Raw genomic sequence first — 18,333 nt, forward strand, 5'->3', positions numbered from 1 at the left:
ATACGCAGGCCTCAGCCGCCGGTTTTGTACATACTATGCTAATCCAGATGTCCCAGGATTTCTTTGATAGTTGTCAGTTTGATATAGTTGGGATGTTGTGGCTCCTCTTCATGTACTTCATGTAACCAGGTGGTATGATAAGGAATATGGGAAGCATATCCCTGTAATTCCAATACTGGCAATACATCTGATTTCATGGAGTTGCCCAGCATCAGGAAGTTGTCCGGGTTGCAGTTGAGTTTCTTCAGCAGGTGGGAGTAATCAGCCGCTTTCTTGTCGCTCATAATCTCAACGTGCTGGAAATAGGCTTCCAGGCCTGAAATTTTCACTTTCCGCTGTTGGTCCAGCAAATCCCCTTTAGTGGCTACAACCAGCTGGAATTTTCCTTGCAGGCGCTGTAATACTTCTTCAACGCCGTCCAGTAATTCCACTGGTTTCTGTAATTGTGCCTGACCCAGTGCAATGATATTGTTGATCAGCGCTGCACTGGCTTGGCCGTTGGTGATCAGATTCGCCGCTTCAATCATGCTGAGCATAAAACCCTTTACGCCATAACCATAGAGCTGTAGATTCTTCATCTCTGTAGCAAATAAGGTTTTCAGGATTTCATCTTTGGGCATATAATCGGCCAGTAAATCGGCAAATAACAACTCATTTTCACGGAAATAGGGCTCATTTACCCATAATGTATCATCAGCGTCAAAAGCAATGACTTTTAATTTGTCTTTCATCTTATTTTTGTTTTTCAACAGGGCACAAAATTCCTGATTACTATTTATTCAAAAAAGGACAATTGTCCCGGATTCCGATTTATGTTCCGAACGAATGAATCTTTTTACGACTTCATTGAAGATCTCTACAGCCAGGAGACCCTGAGAGATCAAATTTCCCTGAAGGTATACGAAAAGGGCGATTTCCTATTGCAGCAGGGAGAGAACCTTGCAAGAGTACTGATTATCAGAGACGGAATCGCCAAATGTTTTATCAATGAAGATAATGGGAAAGACTTCATTCTCCAGTTTATGGGCAGAGGGCAGTTGTTTGGGGAACTGGAAGTGATCAAAGGAATTAAATGCCTCAATAATATCCAGGCCATTACTCCTTTGACAGCCTTTGCAGTGGCGGTTCCGTACTTCCGGCATTTGATGACTACCAATGCCAGATTCAATGGTATTCTGATGGAAGAACTGGCCGACAGACTCATTGTCACCAGTACCCGCGCGTCTTTGCAACAACTCTATACGCTGGAGCACAGTCTGCGGAAACTGCAGGAATTAATGGAAATACAACAATTAAAGATCTCCAAAGAAGATATGGCATCTTACCTGGGCATTTCTGTTCGCAGTCTTAACCGAATCCTGAAAACCCTTTAGCTGACAGGGTCTGCCGCGTGAACTATTCTACTTGTTCGTGTATTATACCTAATAAACGATTAGTGGAATGAGCCTTGCGAAATACCGTCAGAAAAGGACTTTTGCCCATACGCCTGAGCCTGAAGGCGGAAAGAATCGCACCAAATCCCTGCATTTTGTGGTGCAAAAGCATGATGCGTCCCATTTGCATTATGATTTCAGACTGGAAATGGAGGGTGTATTGAAAAGCTGGGCGGTACCTAAAGGGCCATCCCTGGACCCCAATGTGAAACGACTGGCCATGATGGTAGAAGACCATCCCTATGACTACCGCCAATTTGAAGGCATCATTCCTGAAGGCAATTATGGCGCCGGCACCGTGATCGTTTGGGACGAAGGCGGCTATGAACCCGAAGAACTGCCAGCAGCCAGGAAGTCCGCCGAAAAAGAACTGTTACATGAACTGCATAGTGGAAAGATCAAATTTGTACTGCATGGCCACAAGCTGAAAGGCGTATTTTTCCTCGTGAAAGCGCCCGGCCGTGGAGAAAATGCCTGGCTCCTGATGAAAGGTAAAGATAAATATGCCAGGACAACCGATATTACCACCCGCAATAAATCCGTTATTTCCGGCAAGACCATTGAGCAAGTTGCTAAAAAACCGGATAAAGTGTGGAAGAGCAACAAAGCAAGCAAAGTAACAGTATCGGATATACGTAAAAAAAAGAATGTCAGGGAGACGAAAGGCACACCGGCCACCACGGCTACACCTGGCAAAAAGGCGCCCATGCCGAGTAAAGTTTCCCCCATGTTGGCCACCCTCACCAAAGGTCCCTTTGATAACCCCGAATGGCTATACGAAATCAAATGGGATGGCTACAGAGCCGTTGGCTATCTTAATAAAAATAAGGTAGAGCTCCTTTCCCGAAACCAGATCAGTTTCAATGATAAATTCGGAATAATTGTTGACGCCCTGAAAAAGTGGAACATAAAAGCCGTCACCGATGGGGAAATTGTAGCCCTGGATGAACACGGCGATCCCGATTTTCAGCAACTACAGAACTTCCTGAAAGAGGGCAGGAGTGCACACCTGGCGTACTATATTTTTGATTTGCTATGGTATGAAGGTAAAGACTTAAGGCGCCTGCCGCTCATTGAAAGAAAGGAGTTACTCCAACAGATCATGCCATCGGATCATTCCTTGTTACGTTATAGCGATCATATCACGGAAGCCGGGACAGCCTTTTATAAAGTGGCAGTGGAACGTGGACTGGAAGGCATTATGGCTAAGAAGATGGATAGTGTTTATAGTACAGGAAGAAGATCAGATACCTGGCTGAAAGTGAAGAATAATCATCAGACAGAAGCTATCATCTGCGGCTATACGAAAGGACGTAACAGCAGAAAATATTTCGGGGCAGTAGTGCTGGGGAAATACATTGGCGGTAAGCTGACTTATATTGGTCATACCGGAGGCGGCTTTAATGAAGAACTGTTGAAGCAGCTGTATGGAATGTTTCAGCCACTGGTATCGGCTGTCTCCCCATTTCATCCTGTTCCCAAAACGAACATGCCTGTTACCTGGTTAAAACCTGCATTGGTATGTACGGTTAAATATGCACAGATAACGGCAGAAGGGATACTGCGACAGCCCATATTTCTGGGACTGCGGGAAGATAAAAAAGGGCCCAAAGAAAAACAGGAGAAAGTAGTAGCCCAACCTGCGGATAAACTCACCTCAAAAACGACAGCTATGACCTCAGCAGCTAAGAGTACTACGAGGAAGAATGTGGCCGCCACCAATGCGAAGAAGGCTACAGGTGGCAAAAAGAAAGCGATGGCCAGCGGTTTTCTGCCAGCTGATGAACCGGAAGTAGAAATCAAGGTAGATGGACAATTGCTGAAATTTACCAATTTGGATAAAGTGTATTGGCCGGTAGAGAAAATCACGAAACGAGATATGATCAATTACTATGCGGCCGTCTCGGAGGTGATCCTGCCCTATTTGAAAGACCGGCCACAGTCGCTCAACCGCTTCCCGGAAGGAATTGATGGTTTCCACTTTTACCAGAAAAATGTAGAGGATAAGGTGGCCGACTGGATACCTACTTTCCCTTATAAGAGTGAATCGGATGGTGAAACGAAAATGTTTTTAGTCTGTAAGAATAAGGCTACGCTGTTGTATATGGCTAATCTGGGTTGTATAGAATTGAATCCCTGGCATAGCCGGATCAGTAAGCCGGATTATCCGGATTATTGTCTGATAGACCTTGATCCGGATACGAATCCTTTTAGTCAGGTAGTGGAAACAGCGTTGGTGGTAAAAGAGGTATTGGATGAGATTGGAGCGGATGGATTTGTAAAGACTTCCGGGTCTACGGGAATGCATATATTAATTCCTCTGGGTGGGAAATATGATTATGATCAGTCGCGCATGCTGGCTGAATTAATTGTGGGCATTGTGAACAAGCGTTTGCCAAAAACGACCAGCGTGGTGCGTACGCCGGCGAAGCGGAAAGGCTTGATATACCTGGATTTTCTGCAAAACAGGCAGATACAGACGATGGCATCTGCTTATTCGCTGCGGCCTAAGCCTGGCGCCACTGTTTCAGCGCCATTGGAATGGAGTGAGCTGAAGAAAGGGGTGAACATGAAAGATTTTAATATTTACACTATGCCAGAACGCATGGCCGCTAAGGGCGATCTGCTGAAAGGCGTGCTGGGTAAAGGTATTAATCTGCGTGTGGTGTTGGAAAAACTGAAAGCGTTGTTATAGTTTAATAGTTGGCATTCTTCTCGTAGAGATAATTTAAAATCCAGGTGGATCTGGCGGTTACGACATCTTTTGGTACTTTAATAATTTCATAACCCAGGCTGGTATAGGTTTCTTGCATTTGATGATAGGTATCTACGGCTAATTGAAAATCCTGTTTTCTTTCCGCATCTGTTGCATAAATTTCTTCCCATGGCGGTAGCATGAAAACGTCCGTATTGTAGCGGTAAGTAGCTGCTGCTTGTTGGTAAATTTCGATAGAAGGACCTTTGATCAATGATACGTAGCCTAATACGTCTGGTACTCCTCTGTCAAAAAAACAAGTATTCGTTGACGTTAGGTAGTGTTGATAGTCTTTAACCGACTGTTGTAGCATCAGGCGGGAATAGGCATCAGTGTCGTCCCAGGGGAGGGCATTCCCATGATGTTTTAATTGTTCCTGGATTATTTTTCTGCCGGCTTCCGGAACCGCATTGTATCCGCGCTGTTGCAGATCGGCTAGTAGCGTACTTTTTCCTGAACCTGGACCACCTGTCAGGATATAGAAATTATATTTATGAAACATACTGCAAGAATTTTAGGTTTTGGGTTAATATGGTTTGGGAAAAGGGAGTAGTTTATAAAATGGAGGCCTCGTTGGCTTTACCAAAGATAAGCAATCCGGCGGAAATTGGAGCAGTTCGCTAAAAAATCCGCCGTCATTGCTTACTGTATAGATAGTCGTTCTGCCCATTGGAGCGGGGTGGGAAGTTCCATGTTGGCCAGTTCTATATGAATCACTCTTCTGGGTTGGCCGTTGGTAGTGCGGGAGGAGCTATGGAGGAGTAGTGGTTTCATTAGCATAACGCCGCCGGCAGGCACTTCGCAGGTTACTTCTTTTTCAATGGTCCAGTCGATAGTTTCAGGCCGGTAGACGCGCTTCAGGTGAGAGCCTGGAATCACTTTCAGAGCGCCGTTTTCGGCGGTCGTCTGATCCAGGTGTATACGAATGGTAGTGATATTTTCCAGGTATGGAACCGGAGGTTGAACGGCGAATTGGTTCATTTTAACGGTCCATGGGCCGAAGCCGGGAATGTCTGTTTTTTGATCTGCCGAGATGGTCAGGTCCTGGTGCCAGGACACGTACCAGTTTGATCCCGGCGGTTTGTCGAAATAGATACTTTTCACGACAAATGGATAACTACCGGGGAGTTGAGAGATGATGTCCTGCAAATTTTTGTTAAAAATTAAGGGAACCGCTTCCGGTATTTCGCGGAGGAATTGCCGTATGGCAAAGAGATCTGCCGATTTTCGGAAAGTGCTTTTCGAGGTATCTGCCTGATGAATAACCTGGGAGATCCGGGTAATTTCGTCTTCCGTATATATATTGCTAATGGTGGCGAAACCGTTGGTGGTCAGCAACTGTAGCCCGTTAGAGGTATCGTTCATAGTTACAGAAATAAGGTTAAATATAGCGTAGTGTAAAGGTACGCTGACTTTTTTTCTAACTTGTGTTAAAAGCATCCGCATGGAGAATTATAGTATAGTCTTGTTTTTGTTGGGAGTAATGATTGCCTTATCAGCCATGGCGGATAAGATACGGCTGCCTTATCCCGTGTTATTGATTGTGGCAGGTATTGCCATTGGGTTTATTCCTTCCTTGCCACAGATAGAGTTGAATCCGGAAATTGTTTTCCTGCTGTTCCTGCCACCGTTGTTGTATGATGCGGCTTTTAATATTTCCTTTGAAGAATTTAAGGTGAATATCAATACCATTAGTACCCTGGCGATATCGTTGGTGTTTATAACGGCAACGGGTATAGCGGTGATGGCACATTATATTATCCCTGGAATGACCTGGCCACTGGCATTTGTACTGGGTTCGGTGTTGTCTGCTACAGATGCGGTGGCAGCGATGAGTATAACGAAGGGGCTGGGGCTTACACATAAAACCATGACGATTCTGGAAGGAGAGAGTTTAGTGAATGATGCCAGTGCGTTGGTGGCGTATCGCTTTGCTGTAGCGGCTGTTACCGGTACGGCCTTTGTGTTTTGGAAAGCTTCACTGGAGTTTATCGTGTTGATGGCGGGCGGAGTATTGGTGGGTTTTGTGATGGGAAAGATATTGGCGTTCCTGTTATATCGGCTACGGGAAAATTATCTGGTGACGATTAGTTTTATGCTGCTGATGCCTTTCATTACTTATTTGTTGGCCGAAGAGTTGCATGTTTCCGGAGTGATAGCAGTGGTTATACTTGGATTAGGCATTGCCCGTTTCAGTAAAAAAATCTTTCCTGAAAATCTGAAGCATCAGTCGAAGTCCATCTGGGATATTATTATTTTCCTGTTGAATGGTCTCATATTTATCCTGATAGGATTGGAGTTACCGTATGTACTGCGGGGGATAGATGCGGAACATGTATGGCTATACGTTTTTTATGCTTTTTTAGCTGTAGTGGTCGCATTTGTACTCCGAATGGTGCGTGTGTTTATGCAAAAAAATACGCTGCAGCGGGCTTTCAGTAAGAAGTCGAAGCGCGTAAGCGAAGGGGCATTGCTGGATTGGAAGACCAGTCTGATCATCACTTGGTCGGGGATGAGAGGTATTGTATCGCTGGCTACTGCGCTGGCTTTGCCGCGGAATCTGGAGGATGGTACGCCGTTCCCGGAGCGGAATATTATTATTTTTATTGCGGTGGTAGCAGTGCTGATAACGTTGATAGGACAGGGGCTTACGCTGCCATGGCTGGTGAGAACGATAGAAAAACGTCCTGTAAAAGCAGCATAGGGGCGGTTCGCGTGAGTATACGTCAAAAAAAGTTAAAAAAAATGTCTCTGTAAATTTTTTATAATCAATTCGTTTTATACATTTGTGGCCTGTTGGAGAGTTGGCAGAGCGGTCGATTGCGGCAGTCTTGAAAACTGTTGACTGTAACAGGTCCCGGGGTTCGAATCCCTGACTCTCCGCTAAAGGAAGCACTTCTGAAAAGAGGTGCTTTTTTCGTTTAAGGGATAAACGATTTTTAAATGAACAGGATTAGATTCCCATTCTGTCCATAAAAGAACTTCTACACTGTAGTAAAATATTAAAGGCCTTCAGACGTAACATCTAAAGGCCTTCTTTGTAGTTGGAAAGTTTGAGACCGAAATTGGTCCTGTATCAAAAGATTGGTGTTTGTAACTTTCGCGTTTAACGCAATAATGTTACTGCCCCCTCCCTGTGAATCACGCGCCCATCTTTATCCACTCCTTCTGCGATCCATAAATAAGTACCCAGCGGTTGCAGTTCATGATTAAAGTAACCATTCCAACCCTGTGTAGCATCGCGGGTTTCAAAGACTTTACTTCCCCAGCGTGTAAAGATGCGCAGATAGTTAAATTTGATAATATCACGTAGTTTGACATTCAAAATATCATTCCGTCCGTCGCCATTGGGAGTAAATGCATTTGCCACGAAGATCTCGCTGCCTATAACTACGTTGACGGCAAGCGTATCTGTAGTAACACAACCAGAAGGGAAAGTCATGGCAATCTGATAGGTCTCGCTGTTGTTGATGGTAGCCATTGGATTGTAGACGGTCGTAGTATTGAGACCAGTGGACGGTGTCCAGGCGTAACCAGCGGTGGTAAAATTACGGCCTGTTATCTTCTGTGGAATACCAGCGGATGCATATATCGCTGCTAATTTTTTCCCTGGTTGTGCAGCCTCTATGGTGATAGGGTGTACTATAGTGGAAGTTAAGTTGGGGCACTCCTCCATTGAGACCTTTAATTGTACATTATAAGTACCTGTGGTGCTATAGATAAACTGTGGTTCGGCAGTTGTACTCGTTTGACCATCGCCGCTATCCCAGGTGTAATTTACTGTACCGGCGTTATTAATTTGAGAAGTATTGGCAAGTACCACCGCTACATCTTTACAGTAACCGTTGAAACTAAACGCTGCCTTCGGCGGGACAACTTGTGTGACAACCAGATTGTTCGTTGCCATTGCGCTACAACCATATCCATCGGTAGCCTTAGCAGTGTAAGTTCCCACGACAGTAGCTGTAAGCGTAGGGTTAATGCCGTCTGGTATTATTGAATTATTCAAATACCAATTAAAGGAATAATTACCTGAGGCCAGTAATAGACGGCTATCGTCCGTATCGCACAGTATCAGGCCTTCGCTGGCTGATAAGGAACTCGCAGGTGGCGATGGAATTGTTAAGTGGCCATTTACATACGTAAATACATAGTCATCCGCTGTAGCACCAGAAGGCACAATGGCGTAATCGCCAGCAGAAGATTGGATGGTAGCAGTTGATGTTGCAGTTGGCTGTGCAGTAAGTACTGTCATCGTTTCGTTATTCACCCAGCCGTTATAGCTGATGTGGAAGGCAGGATTGGGCAATCCATAACAACGTAAAGCGTCATTGGCGGTAACAATCACCGTAGCAGGTTGAATATTTAATACGCCATCTACAAAGCTGATCGAATAGTTATCAGCTGTTACACCACCGGGGATGATGATATATGTGTTTACATGTGTTGCATTTTGAGAATTCCCAGTGTAGGTTAATGTCCCACCTAGAATAGTCGGTTGCTCGTTGTTTACTAAACCGGTATAAGTTACTCCATTACCACCAGTGAAGGCTACGCCATCATAGGTTTTGGTGATGTTGTTGGCCGTAATGGTTAAAGGGGCTTTGTTCACAGTAAGCTGGCCATCCAGGTAATTGATAGCGTAGTTATCGGAAGTAGCTCCGCTGACAGTAATAACATAAACACCGGCATCTACTGCCCCCTGGGCGGCGCCACTGTAGGCGAGCGTGCCATTCAACACAGATTTATTTTCGTTATTCACAAAACCACTGTATGTAACCCCATTACCGCCACTGAAAGCTAATCCGTCGTAGGTTTTAGTGGCGTCTGTTGCCGTAATCGTTAAACTTGCTTTTGTTATGGATAAAGTGCCACTCACATAACTGATATCGTAATTAACAGCAGCTAATCCTCCGGGCGTAATCACATATGTGCCCACGTTTACAGCACTTTGTGATGTGCCAGTGTAGGTGACAGCTCCTGTTAAAGCGTTGTTGTTATCGTCGCCAGCCACAAAACCACTGTAAGTAATGCCATTACCACCATTGAAAGCTAATCCGTCGTAGGTTTTAGTGGCGTCTATAGCGGTAATCGTTAAACCTGCTTTTGTTATGGATAAAGTGCCACTCACATAACTGATATCATAGTTAACAGCAGATAATCCTCCAGGCGTAATCACATACAGGCCAGCGTTTACAGCACTTTGAGAAGTACCGCTGTAGGTGAGCGTCCCTGTTAAAGCGTTGTTGTTGTCGTCGCCGGCAACAAAGCCACTGTAAGAAATACCATTACCACCACTAAAAGCTGTTCCGTCGTAGGTTTTAGTGGCGCCTATTGCCGTAATCGTTAAATCTGCTTTTGTAATGGATAATGCATCACTCACATAATTGATATCGTAGTTGACAGCAGATAATCCTCCAGGCGTAATCACATATGTGCCCACACTTACAGCACTTTGTGATGTACCAGTATAGGTGAGAGTCCCTGTTAAAGCGTTGTTGTTATCGTCGCCTGTAACAAAACCACTGTAAGTGATTCCATTACCGCCACTGAAAGCTATTCCGTCGTAGGTTTTAGTAGCGCCTATTGCCGTAATCGTTAAATCCGCTTTTATAATGGATAAGGCACCATTCACATAATTGATATCGTAGTTCACAGCAGATAATCCTCCAGGCGTAATCACATATGTGCCCACGTTTACAGCACTTTGAGATGTACCTGTGTAGGTGATAGTCCCCGTTAAAGCGTTGTTGTTATCGTCGCCTGTAACAAAACCACTGTAAGTGATTCCATTACCACCAATGAAAGCTAATCCGTCGTAGGTTTTAGTAGTACTTTTAGCCGTAATTGTTAAATCCGCTTTTGTTATGGATAAAGCGCCACTCACATAACTGATATCATAGTTAACAGCAGCTAATCCTCCAGGCGTGATCACATATGTGCCCACGTTTACAGCACTTTGTGATGTACCAGTGTAGGTGAGAGTCCCCGTTAAAGCGTTGTTGTTATCGTCGCCTGTAACAAAACCACTGTAAGAAATACCATTACCGCTACTGAAAGCTATTCCGTCGTAGGTTTTAGTAGCGTCTTTAGCAGTAATCGTTAAATCTGCTTTTGTAATGGATAAAGTGCCACTCACATAACTGATATCATAGTTGACAGCAGATAACCCTCCAGGCGTAATCACATACTGGCCAGCGTTTACAGCACTTTGAGAAGTACCGCTGTAGGTGAGCGTCCCTGTTAAAGCGTTGTTGTTGTCGTCGCCGGCAACAAAGCCACTGTAAGAAATACCATTACCACCACTAAAAGCTGTTCCGTCGTAGGTTTTAGTGGCGCCTATTGCCGTAATCGTTAAATCTGCTTTTGTAATGGATAATGCATCACTCACATAATTGATATCATAGTTCACAGCAGATAATCCTCCTGGTGTAATTACATATGTGCCCACATTTACTGCACTTTGAGATGTACCAGTGAAGGTGATAGTCCCTGTTAAAGCGTTGTTGTTATCGTCGCCAGCCACAAAACCACTGTATGTAACCCCATTGCCGCCACTGAAAGCTAATCCGTCGTAGGTTTTAGTAGCGCCTATAGCAGTAATTGTTAAATCTGCTTTAGTAATGGATAAAGTGCCACTCACATAACTGATATCATAGTTGACAGCAGATAACCCTCCAGGCGTAATCACATACTGGCCTACGTTTACTGCACTTTGAGAAGTACCACTGTAGGTGATAGTCCCTGTTAAAGCGTTGTTGTTATCGTCGCCTGTAACAAAACCACTGTAAGAAATACCATTACCACTACTGAAAGCTAATCCGTCGTAGGTTTTAGTAGCGTCTTTAGCAGTAATCGTTAAATCTGCTTTTGTAATGGATAAAGCGCCACTCACATAACTGATATCGTAGTTCACAGCAGCTAATCCTCCAGGCGTAATCACATATGTGCCCGCATTTACTGCACTTTGTGATGTACCAGTGTAGGTGATAGTCCCTGTTAAAGCATTGTTGTTATCGTCGTCGGCAACAAAACCAGTGTAAGTAAGGCCATTACCGCGACTGAAAGCTAATCCGTCGTAGGTTTTAGTGGCGTCTTTAGCGGTTACAGTCAGAGAAGCTTTATTAACAGTTAAAACAAACACAACTGGGGGTGCCTTTGCAAAAGTAGCATCCCCTTCCTGACTCATAGTAATATTTACAACACCTGCTTTATTTGCCTTTATTTTCCAGGTATTGCCATCAGCTGCATCCTGAAAAACTGATGCAATGCTGGCATCAGAAGAACTCAATGATACGGTAAGGCCCGAGCTGGCGGCAAACGCTCTCGTAAAGACATCTCCATATACCACCGCTGTATCAGGCAGCGCAGTAATGGTTTGTGAGGCTAACAGCCGTTCAAATGCCCCCAGGTCAATAGCTGGTCCCATAAAGCGATCATTGCCTGCAAGATCGACAGTAACGGTATCATTGGCATGGTAAAGGTTATCATTACCAGCATGCACACAGGGGCTGGTAGCCTGTAAGCTATAATCCCCACCCGTAAAGGGTGCTGACGTGAATGCAGGACTGTTCACGAATAATGGATTATTTGGAGTAACGTGGGTAGCGGTGTTTTCAGCAGCCCCCTGGATAACGCTATAGCTGGCATTATAACTATTAATAATACCGCCATTGTTATCGTAAATAATACTGTTGATTACATTTAAATTGCCACTGAAAACAAAAACGGCACTTTTGTTGTTTCCGCTGATGGTACTATTGATCAACTTCAATGCACCACCACCTATGCGTATGGTGCCATAATCAGTACCATTACTACTATAATTACCTGTTACCTGCGTATTAACCAGGGTTACATTAGAGCTGGAGCCATTGATATATCCCCCAGATCCAAGAGTAGTGGCAATGCATCCTTTCATGGAACAGTTTTCAAACAATATATTAGCAGCGCCATTCGTCGTAAAAACGGCGCCTGATGCCGCAGTATCCTTTATAAAATTACATTTATAAAATGTGGCAACTGCATTACCATTGCAAAAGACAGCACCTCCGTTGGAAGTAGCTCTATTTTCATTAACAGATGATAGCCTGCAGGAAACGATGGCTGACTGGGCAAATGAAAACATCCCTCCATTGTTGGTTCCTGAAGTTGTATTAAAGCTACCAGTCGCATTTTCTATCTCTACGTCCGCATAAGTAGCATAAATACCTCCGCCACCTCCTGATGCTACATTTTTCAACACACTCACACGCCTGAAGATAGCATTCGCTCTGGCATCTCCTGATGCCGAATAACAAGCAGCTCCTGCACCATACTTACTGTAATTATTGGTAAGGATTACATCTTCTATCAAAAGCGCAGCACTTCTTACTGTTATCCCTCCTCCATATTCAAGACTGGAATTCACTCCATTTATAACATTACTACCGGTTATTTCACAATAAGCGCCGGAAATAGTAAATCCGCTAATTAATGCGTCGCCCATCTCGCCAGCAGCCACCACTACACGGTAAGCATTGTCTGTATTGATTCCCGGAGTACCTATGTCCCCACTTAATATAGTCGTGTTAGTTATGAAGTTCCTACCGGTTATATCTGTTTCGTAACCTGCAAAACCGCCATATACCTTTACATCTGGTACCAGTACAAAGGAATTATTGCGATCGGTATTCGTAGCAGTGCCTGTAGTCACTGCGGTGGCGGGATATTGGGGCTTATAAGTACCTGCAGCTACCCATATTTGTTTCACCGTGCCGGCGGTGACAGTATTTAATGCAGTAGCTGTACGTAAGGCATCTGCCAGTTCGGCTATTGCATTATTCCAGCTATCACCCGAACCTGTACCGGCGCCGCCGGATTTTACGTAAAGGATACCTTGTGCATCCTGTGCCTGTGTGGTGGCACTTAATAAGGCAAATGCACACACCAGGCTTACATAAATAAATTTTTTCATAGCAGAGGGGATGTTATCAGCGTAAAGGATGTCATATAGTGGCAGTTAGGCTGTAATTACTGTGATGATCAGGTATAGGTTGATCAAACCTGCACGTCAACATCTACCCCTTTGCCGGTTAAAGCGGGGTTTATAAACACGAAGGCTGTAAAATATTGTGAAGAATGTGAATCCCGGGTCTGTAAGACTTCGGTTATAGACATTACATTATATAACTACACAGAAGCAAAACTTTCAATTGTTTCATGCATATTTAGCGCTGATTAATGGCGTTTACAATAGAATTGTTTATTATAAGAGCCGAGATAATATACAAATATAATAAATGTATTATATTTATATGAGAAAAACTTGCCAACCAATTTGGATGAATCATCTAAAAATTGAGTTGGATGTCTAAAATTCTCCCAAAAGCTCAATTCCGCCTGCTTATCTGTAAAAATATTCTAGTTATTTGCAGTAGTTTTGTCCTTCAATAAAAATTATTTCTTCCTAAATAAGATTAACAATAGGCGCTGGGATTTTAGATAAATCACCTATAAGCAGGTTCGAAACTTATCTCTCGTAGCTCGCCAGGATGCAGAAAAGTCTTTAAGTCTTTTGATTTTTAATACTATGAATGCTCCTTTGTTAATCGTCAATCATACCGGATGAAGAGAACCATTATACTGCTACCCGTTTTATTGCTATGCTTCCAGGCGTTTTCCCAGAAAAAAATTGCCATTACCTTAGATGATCCTAACACTTATCCATCCGTAAAACTAAGTTGGCAGGAAAGAAATACCGCTATACTTCAGACGCTGTCGAAGCATAAGATCAAAGCGGCTTTATTTGTCTGTGGGATGAGAGTGGACGATACTAATGGGAAAACCTTGCTGACTGCATGGGACAGCGCCGGACACCTGATCTGTAATCATTCTTATTCTCACTTGTATTATAACTCCAAAGCTATTTCGGCAGAAAAGTATATAGCTGATTTTAGGAGAGGAGATGCTGTCATTCGTTCTTTCAGCCATTATACAAAGCTGTTCCGCTTTCCATTTCTGAAAGAAGGTAATACTGCGGAGAAAATTGACAGTATGAGAGCTGCGCTGAAAGATGCCGGATATAGGACTGGGCATGTTTCTGTGGATGCATCGGATTGGTATATAGATGCGGAAATGATAAAGGCATTAACAGCAGATGCAGCAACGGATCTTCGACCATACCGTGATTATTATGTGCAGCATATTTTAAACCGTGCGGCATATTATGATTCCTTAGCCCAGCAAGTGTATAAGAAACCGGTTAAACATACGCTATTACTGCATCATTCATTGTTGAATGCCTTATTCCTGGATGATGTGATCAATGCCTTGAAGCAGCACGGATGGGTATTGGTGGATGCAGGGAAAGCTTTTGCTGATCCGTTATTTAATGAGCAACCTCATAATATTCCTTCTGGAGAAAGTATCATCTGGCAGCTGGCAAAAGAGAATGTGAAAACTGCGGGTAGTTTAAGATATCCTGCAGAGGATGAAGAATATGAAAAGGTGCCACTGGAGCAGTTTATAAGAAAATATACATCACATAAATAAATGAATGAAATGGGGCAATAAATTATTGCCCCATTTTTATTTTTCTCCGCATTATTTGATCCTCGGAAACCCGCCATCAACGAACAATTCTGTTCCATGCATAAATGATGCATCTCCTGATGCTAAGAAGGTGATTACTTTTGCGACTTCCCGGGCTTCTCCGAAACGGGCCAGTGGAACTTGCTGCATGACGGCATCGGTCATGGCATGTACCTGATCTGCAGAGAGGTTGGACCGGTCAAAATAATTCGTTTTAATAGGACCGGGACTTACCGCATTCACACTGATTTTTTTAGGAGCCAATTCTGAAGCGAAGGTTTTAGTAAAGGATTGTACAGCCGCTTTTGCCGCTGAGTATACAGCAGAATTGGGCATGCCGACTTCCGTTACGATGGAGGTATTCAAAATAATTGATCCGCCTTCTTTCATTAAAGGTATCATCTGTTGCACCGTAAACAATGTACCTTTTACGATCACATCAAACTGTTCATTGAAGTGGTTTTCGTCTATCAGTTCTATTGGCGCATATTTGCCAAAGCCGGCATTTATATAAAGAATATCTATTTGCGGTGAAATCAATTTTACTTTCTCTGCTAAACTCAGAATGTCTTGCATTTTTCCCGCATCAGAAACAATTCCCTGTGCTTTTGCGCCAAGTTCGCTGACAGTGCTGTCCACTGTGTTTTGGAAACGTCCTGTAATGATGACGGAAGCTCCATTTTCAATAAAGTCTATAGCTGTCGCTTTGCCGATTCCACTCGTACCGCCGGTAATTAAAGCGGTTTTATTCATTAATCGTTGCATCTTAAATAGTTTTATACTGCAAAATTATTGGGCCGCTATCACCTCTGAAATCCGATTCTTGCTAATTTCTGTTTTATTTTTTTGCTGATATCTGTTGTAAGAAAATCGCTTCTTTTTATGGTTAATGAACAATTCGAAGACCTATTTTGTAATAGGCATATCGAATTTGACGGTCATTATTCAATTGACTGACCAACTCCAAAATACCATTATCGAATTATTCGCGGTTCACTCCTATGTGGATAAAGCTGCATTATTCAACCCTAAATAAGAATAAATTTTATGAGTTCTAATCAGTATTCCAACATTCCTCCGGGATGGGTAGGGGGCTTTGCTCAGTCTAATCCTCAGTTTGAGTATCCTAACCCTGATCTTTCATCGTTACCGATGTTAGATAATATGGCCAACATTAATTTGCTCGAACGTCAGCAAAAAGTAACATGGCCGGAATTTAGCTGGGAAGCTGAAAAAGACGCCCCAGATCCCAAGAGATGTTTTGTGATGTTCTCTCCTGATATTTCCAGGATAGGGTACGACAATTCAGGAAGAGTATACTCTATTATTTGTCCACAACAAGGAACCTGGATTCCTGGTGTAGGCTGTATGAATGTGGAAGTGACGGTGACCGGACAAGGTGGCTGGGTGGATGAATCGAGTAAGGAGAATACCCTTGCTGCAGATATGATGGTGATGGGTAAGGTTTGGTTTAGTCCGAGCGCTAAACAAAGTCCATTCGTACAGAATATATGGTCTAAGTTTAGTAACAGTAATCTACCTTTCCCTTCAGACAAAGCGAATGCGATAAAAGTAACCACTCACAAACCACAAAATCCTGCACAGCCAATCTTTCCAGTGCGAAAAGGGGAGACTACATTATTTGAGAGTCCGACTTTTGCAAAGCATCCGGAAGCATGGGGAGTAGGGAATGTGGAAGTACAAATGGGTCCGATCCTAAAAACGAACAATGACTATGTAGATCATTTTAACCAGCTGGTATTGGATCTTCACAATATATGTTCCGGAAATATGCTGCAGAATGGAAACATACTGAGTTGGAATGTATGGTTCGAAGGCCCTACATTGGTGGATCAGAATGAATGGAGGTCACATGCAGAATTATGGCGAGATTCCATTGATGCGGATCATGGTAGTCCTACCGGAGAGGGAAGGCCTCCGCAACATTTTGATGGGACGCCTTTTCATCCTGTTCAGGAGTTGGTAGACGAAAAACTCAAAGAAATTGCGGATTGGGTGGCCAAACATCATCCAACTATAGTGGATGGAGGTAGTCATTAATTTGAAAATAAATCGTCTTTAAAATTTTTTAAAGACGGTTTTATATTTACAAAAAACATGCAGATGTGAATGCCAGCATGGTACAAACAGCGATAGCGATTCGATGAGAATTTGTATCGCTGTTTTTTTATGTACGTCGAGGCAATTGGAAATAATTCTCAGGGCGTTAAAAAAATATGAGTGAAATTGCTAATTTATTGTTATATTCAATAGTCTCAAAATTATCTCTTTATGTTATGGACTTTACTCATCGGCGGCATTGCAGGCTGGTTGGCCGGTAAATTAATGCGTGGTGAAGGGTTTGGTGTGATCGTAGACATCATCGTGGGTATTATAGGTGGCTGGCTGGGAGGCTGGATATTCGGCAAACTGGGTATCCATATGGGAAATGGCCTGGTTGGTTCCCTGATTGTGGCACTGGTGGGGTCTGTGATCCTTATCTGGTTAGTGCATCTTATCAAAGGAAAAAAATAGCAGGCTAACTTGAAATGAATGTTAATACACAACGCTGCGATTGATTCAGTCGCAGCGCGGTGTATTTTTTTGTAATCACCTTATGAGAATTGTTTAAGGTGAATCTTCAGCTGGAATGCCAACTGATGATTGGTAAGAAGAGAAATAGATATTTTATTTCTTCTGGCAATAGTAGTCGAATGCCGCTTTTGAGATATCCGCAATGATCGCTTCTGTATTGTTGAAGGTTTCATAACTATCGTGTACAAAAACAGCCACTATAATTTTTTTGTGATTGGGTAACTCAATGATACCATAGCTGTTGACTGCCCCCGTCATTCCTGCCTCATTCGTAAAGGAGGTACCACTTCTATGCGCCACTTTAATATTTGCCGGCAGCTTTCCTTTAAGGCGTTTTAAACCTGTTTGATTATTGACCATGGCATCATACAGCCATTTTGTATGCACGGCATTCAGGATTTTTCCTTTGTTAAATTTATCTAATAGTTGGGCGGCTTCGTTGGGAGTGATTTTATTAATGAACTGTGCATCCCAATTTTTATGCATATCTTCTTCATCATTCCTGATAATAAAGTTTTTGCTGCCAATGAATTGTTGTACAGGCATAGCCCCACCAATTAAACGAAGGATAATATCGGTGAGATTATTGTCGCTGTAACAGAGCATCCATCTCATCGCGTCAGCCAAAGTGAGACTGGTATCGCCTTTCGGATGTTCATCTTTGAAAGGGCTCCAGGTACCGTCTAATAATTCCGCTTCCCGGATGAGGACTTTCTGCTCCAGGTTCAGTTCTCCTTTTTCTACCTTGTGTAATACTGTAAGTGCAATAGGAAATTTAAAGGTGCTGAGCATAGGATACAACTGGTTTCCATTAAACTGAACGGTATCGTTTTTTTGAAACCCTATAACGGAGACGCCTATATCTGCTTTTTTGCCGGCAATGATTTGTGCTATTTTGTCCCGCAGTACTGCATTTTGGGCGAACAACTGCATTGCCACCAGTTGTATGCAGAGTAATATTGCAATTCTTTTCATTTC

12 protein-coding genes and 1 tRNA gene are annotated in these 18,333 nt (G+C 43.2%); 7 read left to right on the forward strand and 6 right to left on the reverse strand.

Annotation, left to right across the window (positions count from 1 at the left end; genetic code table 11):
• Positions 1–38: 38 nt before the first annotated feature.
• A complete protein-coding gene (locus CLV59_RS05100; protein ID WP_111590908.1) occupies positions 39–731 on the reverse strand; it encodes an HAD family hydrolase in 693 nt (230 codons plus the stop codon).
• An 81-nt stretch (positions 732–812) separates the two neighbouring features.
• Between CLV59_RS05100 and CLV59_RS05105 the strand changes: the two genes are divergently transcribed.
• Both CLV59_RS05105 and ligD read left to right on the forward strand, forming a co-directional pair.
• A complete protein-coding gene (locus CLV59_RS05105) occupies positions 813–1,373 on the forward strand; it encodes a Crp/Fnr family transcriptional regulator (RefSeq protein WP_111590909.1) in 561 nt (186 codons plus the stop codon).
• Between the two features lie 67 nt (positions 1,374–1,440).
• A complete protein-coding gene (gene ligD / locus CLV59_RS05110; RefSeq protein WP_111590910.1) occupies positions 1,441–4,128 on the forward strand; it encodes a DNA ligase D in 2,688 nt (895 codons plus the stop codon).
• 1 nt (position 4,129) lies between these two features.
• Here the strand turns inward: ligD and CLV59_RS05115 are convergent, their stop codons facing one another.
• Both CLV59_RS05115 and CLV59_RS05120 read right to left on the reverse strand, forming a co-directional pair.
• Positions 4,130–4,690, reverse strand: a complete 561-nt coding sequence (locus CLV59_RS05115) for an AAA family ATPase (RefSeq protein ID WP_111590911.1) — start codon at positions 4,688–4,690, stop codon at positions 4,130–4,132.
• A 140-nt stretch (positions 4,691–4,830) separates the two neighbouring features.
• On the reverse strand, positions 4,831–5,553 hold the full coding sequence (locus tag CLV59_RS05120) for a phytanoyl-CoA dioxygenase family protein (RefSeq protein ID WP_111590969.1): 723 nt from the start codon (positions 5,551–5,553) through the stop codon (positions 4,831–4,833).
• Positions 5,554–5,632: 79 nt separating this feature from the next.
• Here CLV59_RS05120 and CLV59_RS05125 point away from each other — a divergent pair, with 79 nt between their 5' ends.
• Both CLV59_RS05125 and CLV59_RS05130 read left to right on the forward strand, forming a co-directional pair.
• Positions 5,633–6,892 (forward strand): Na+/H+ antiporter, encoded by a 1,260-nt coding sequence (locus CLV59_RS05125; protein ID WP_111590912.1) that lies wholly within the window; start codon positions 5,633–5,635, stop codon positions 6,890–6,892.
• A gap of 94 nt (positions 6,893–6,986) precedes the next feature.
• A tRNA-Ser gene (locus CLV59_RS05130) sits at positions 6,987–7,071 on the forward strand.
• 223 nt (positions 7,072–7,294) lie between these two features.
• Here the strand turns inward: CLV59_RS05130 and CLV59_RS05135 are convergent.
• Positions 7,295–13,144, reverse strand: coding sequence for an MBG domain-containing protein (locus CLV59_RS05135; RefSeq protein WP_111590913.1), 5,850 nt, complete (start codon positions 13,142–13,144; stop codon positions 7,295–7,297).
• Between the two features lie 650 nt (positions 13,145–13,794).
• Between CLV59_RS05135 and CLV59_RS05140 the strand changes: the two genes are divergently transcribed.
• A complete protein-coding gene (locus CLV59_RS05140; protein ID WP_111590914.1) occupies positions 13,795–14,721 on the forward strand; it encodes a polysaccharide deacetylase family protein in 927 nt (308 codons plus the stop codon).
• Between the two features lie 51 nt (positions 14,722–14,772).
• On the opposite strand, the gene CLV59_RS05145 is transcribed toward CLV59_RS05140, so the two are convergent.
• On the reverse strand, positions 14,773–15,513 hold the full coding sequence (locus tag CLV59_RS05145; RefSeq protein WP_245950782.1) for an SDR family oxidoreductase: 741 nt from the start codon (positions 15,511–15,513) through the stop codon (positions 14,773–14,775).
• 294 nt (positions 15,514–15,807) lie between these two features.
• On the opposite strand from CLV59_RS05145, the gene CLV59_RS05150 reads away from it, so the two are divergent.
• Both CLV59_RS05150 and CLV59_RS05155 read left to right on the forward strand, forming a co-directional pair.
• On the forward strand, positions 15,808–16,821 hold the full coding sequence (locus CLV59_RS05150; RefSeq protein ID WP_111590916.1) for a hypothetical protein: 1,014 nt from the start codon (positions 15,808–15,810) through the stop codon (positions 16,819–16,821).
• Between the two features lie 231 nt (positions 16,822–17,052).
• Positions 17,053–17,295 carry a GlsB/YeaQ/YmgE family stress response membrane protein gene (locus tag CLV59_RS05155; protein ID WP_111590917.1) on the forward strand — a complete coding sequence of 81 codons (243 nt, stop codon included), beginning with the start codon at positions 17,053–17,055 and terminating at the stop codon, positions 17,293–17,295.
• 153 nt (positions 17,296–17,448) lie between these two features.
• On the opposite strand, the gene bla is transcribed toward CLV59_RS05155, so the two are convergent.
• Positions 17,449–18,330 (reverse strand): class A beta-lactamase, encoded by an 882-nt coding sequence (bla, locus tag CLV59_RS05160; RefSeq protein ID WP_111590918.1) that lies wholly within the window; start codon positions 18,328–18,330, stop codon positions 17,449–17,451.
• Between the last annotated feature and the right edge of the window lie 3 nt (positions 18,331–18,333).

Source organism: Chitinophaga dinghuensis (assembly GCF_003259435.1).
Taxonomy (GTDB): domain Bacteria; phylum Bacteroidota; class Bacteroidia; order Chitinophagales; family Chitinophagaceae; genus Chitinophaga; species Chitinophaga dinghuensis.

What these genes read in the sequence shown, in the direction of transcription:
- CLV59_RS05100 (WP_111590908.1), bottom strand. Translation starts at nt 731, where the DNA reads ATGAAAGACAAATTAAAAGTCATTGCTTTTGACGCTGATGATACATTA.
- CLV59_RS05105 (WP_111590909.1), top strand. Translation starts at nt 813, where the DNA reads ATGTTCCGAACGAATGAATCTTTTTACGACTTCATTGAAGATCTCTAC.
- ligD (WP_111590910.1), top strand. Translation starts at nt 1,441, where the DNA reads ATGAGCCTTGCGAAATACCGTCAGAAAAGGACTTTTGCCCATACGCCT.
- CLV59_RS05115 (WP_111590911.1), bottom strand. Translation starts at nt 4,690, where the DNA reads ATGTTTCATAAATATAATTTCTATATCCTGACAGGTGGTCCAGGTTCA.
- CLV59_RS05120 (WP_111590969.1), bottom strand. Translation starts at nt 5,553, where the DNA reads ATGAACGATACCTCTAACGGGCTACAGTTGCTGACCACCAACGGTTTC.
- CLV59_RS05125 (WP_111590912.1), top strand. Translation starts at nt 5,633, where the DNA reads ATGGAGAATTATAGTATAGTCTTGTTTTTGTTGGGAGTAATGATTGCC.
- CLV59_RS05135 (WP_111590913.1), bottom strand. Translation starts at nt 13,144, where the DNA reads ATGAAAAAATTTATTTATGTAAGCCTGGTGTGTGCATTTGCCTTATTA.
- CLV59_RS05140 (WP_111590914.1), top strand. Translation starts at nt 13,795, where the DNA reads ATGAAGAGAACCATTATACTGCTACCCGTTTTATTGCTATGCTTCCAG.
- CLV59_RS05145 (WP_245950782.1), bottom strand. Translation starts at nt 15,513, where the DNA reads ATGAATAAAACCGCTTTAATTACCGGCGGTACGAGTGGAATCGGCAAA.
- CLV59_RS05150 (WP_111590916.1), top strand. Translation starts at nt 15,808, where the DNA reads ATGAGTTCTAATCAGTATTCCAACATTCCTCCGGGATGGGTAGGGGGC.
- CLV59_RS05155 (WP_111590917.1), top strand. Translation starts at nt 17,053, where the DNA reads ATGTTATGGACTTTACTCATCGGCGGCATTGCAGGCTGGTTGGCCGGT.
- bla (WP_111590918.1), bottom strand. Translation starts at nt 18,330, where the DNA reads ATGAAAAGAATTGCAATATTACTCTGCATACAACTGGTGGCAATGCAG.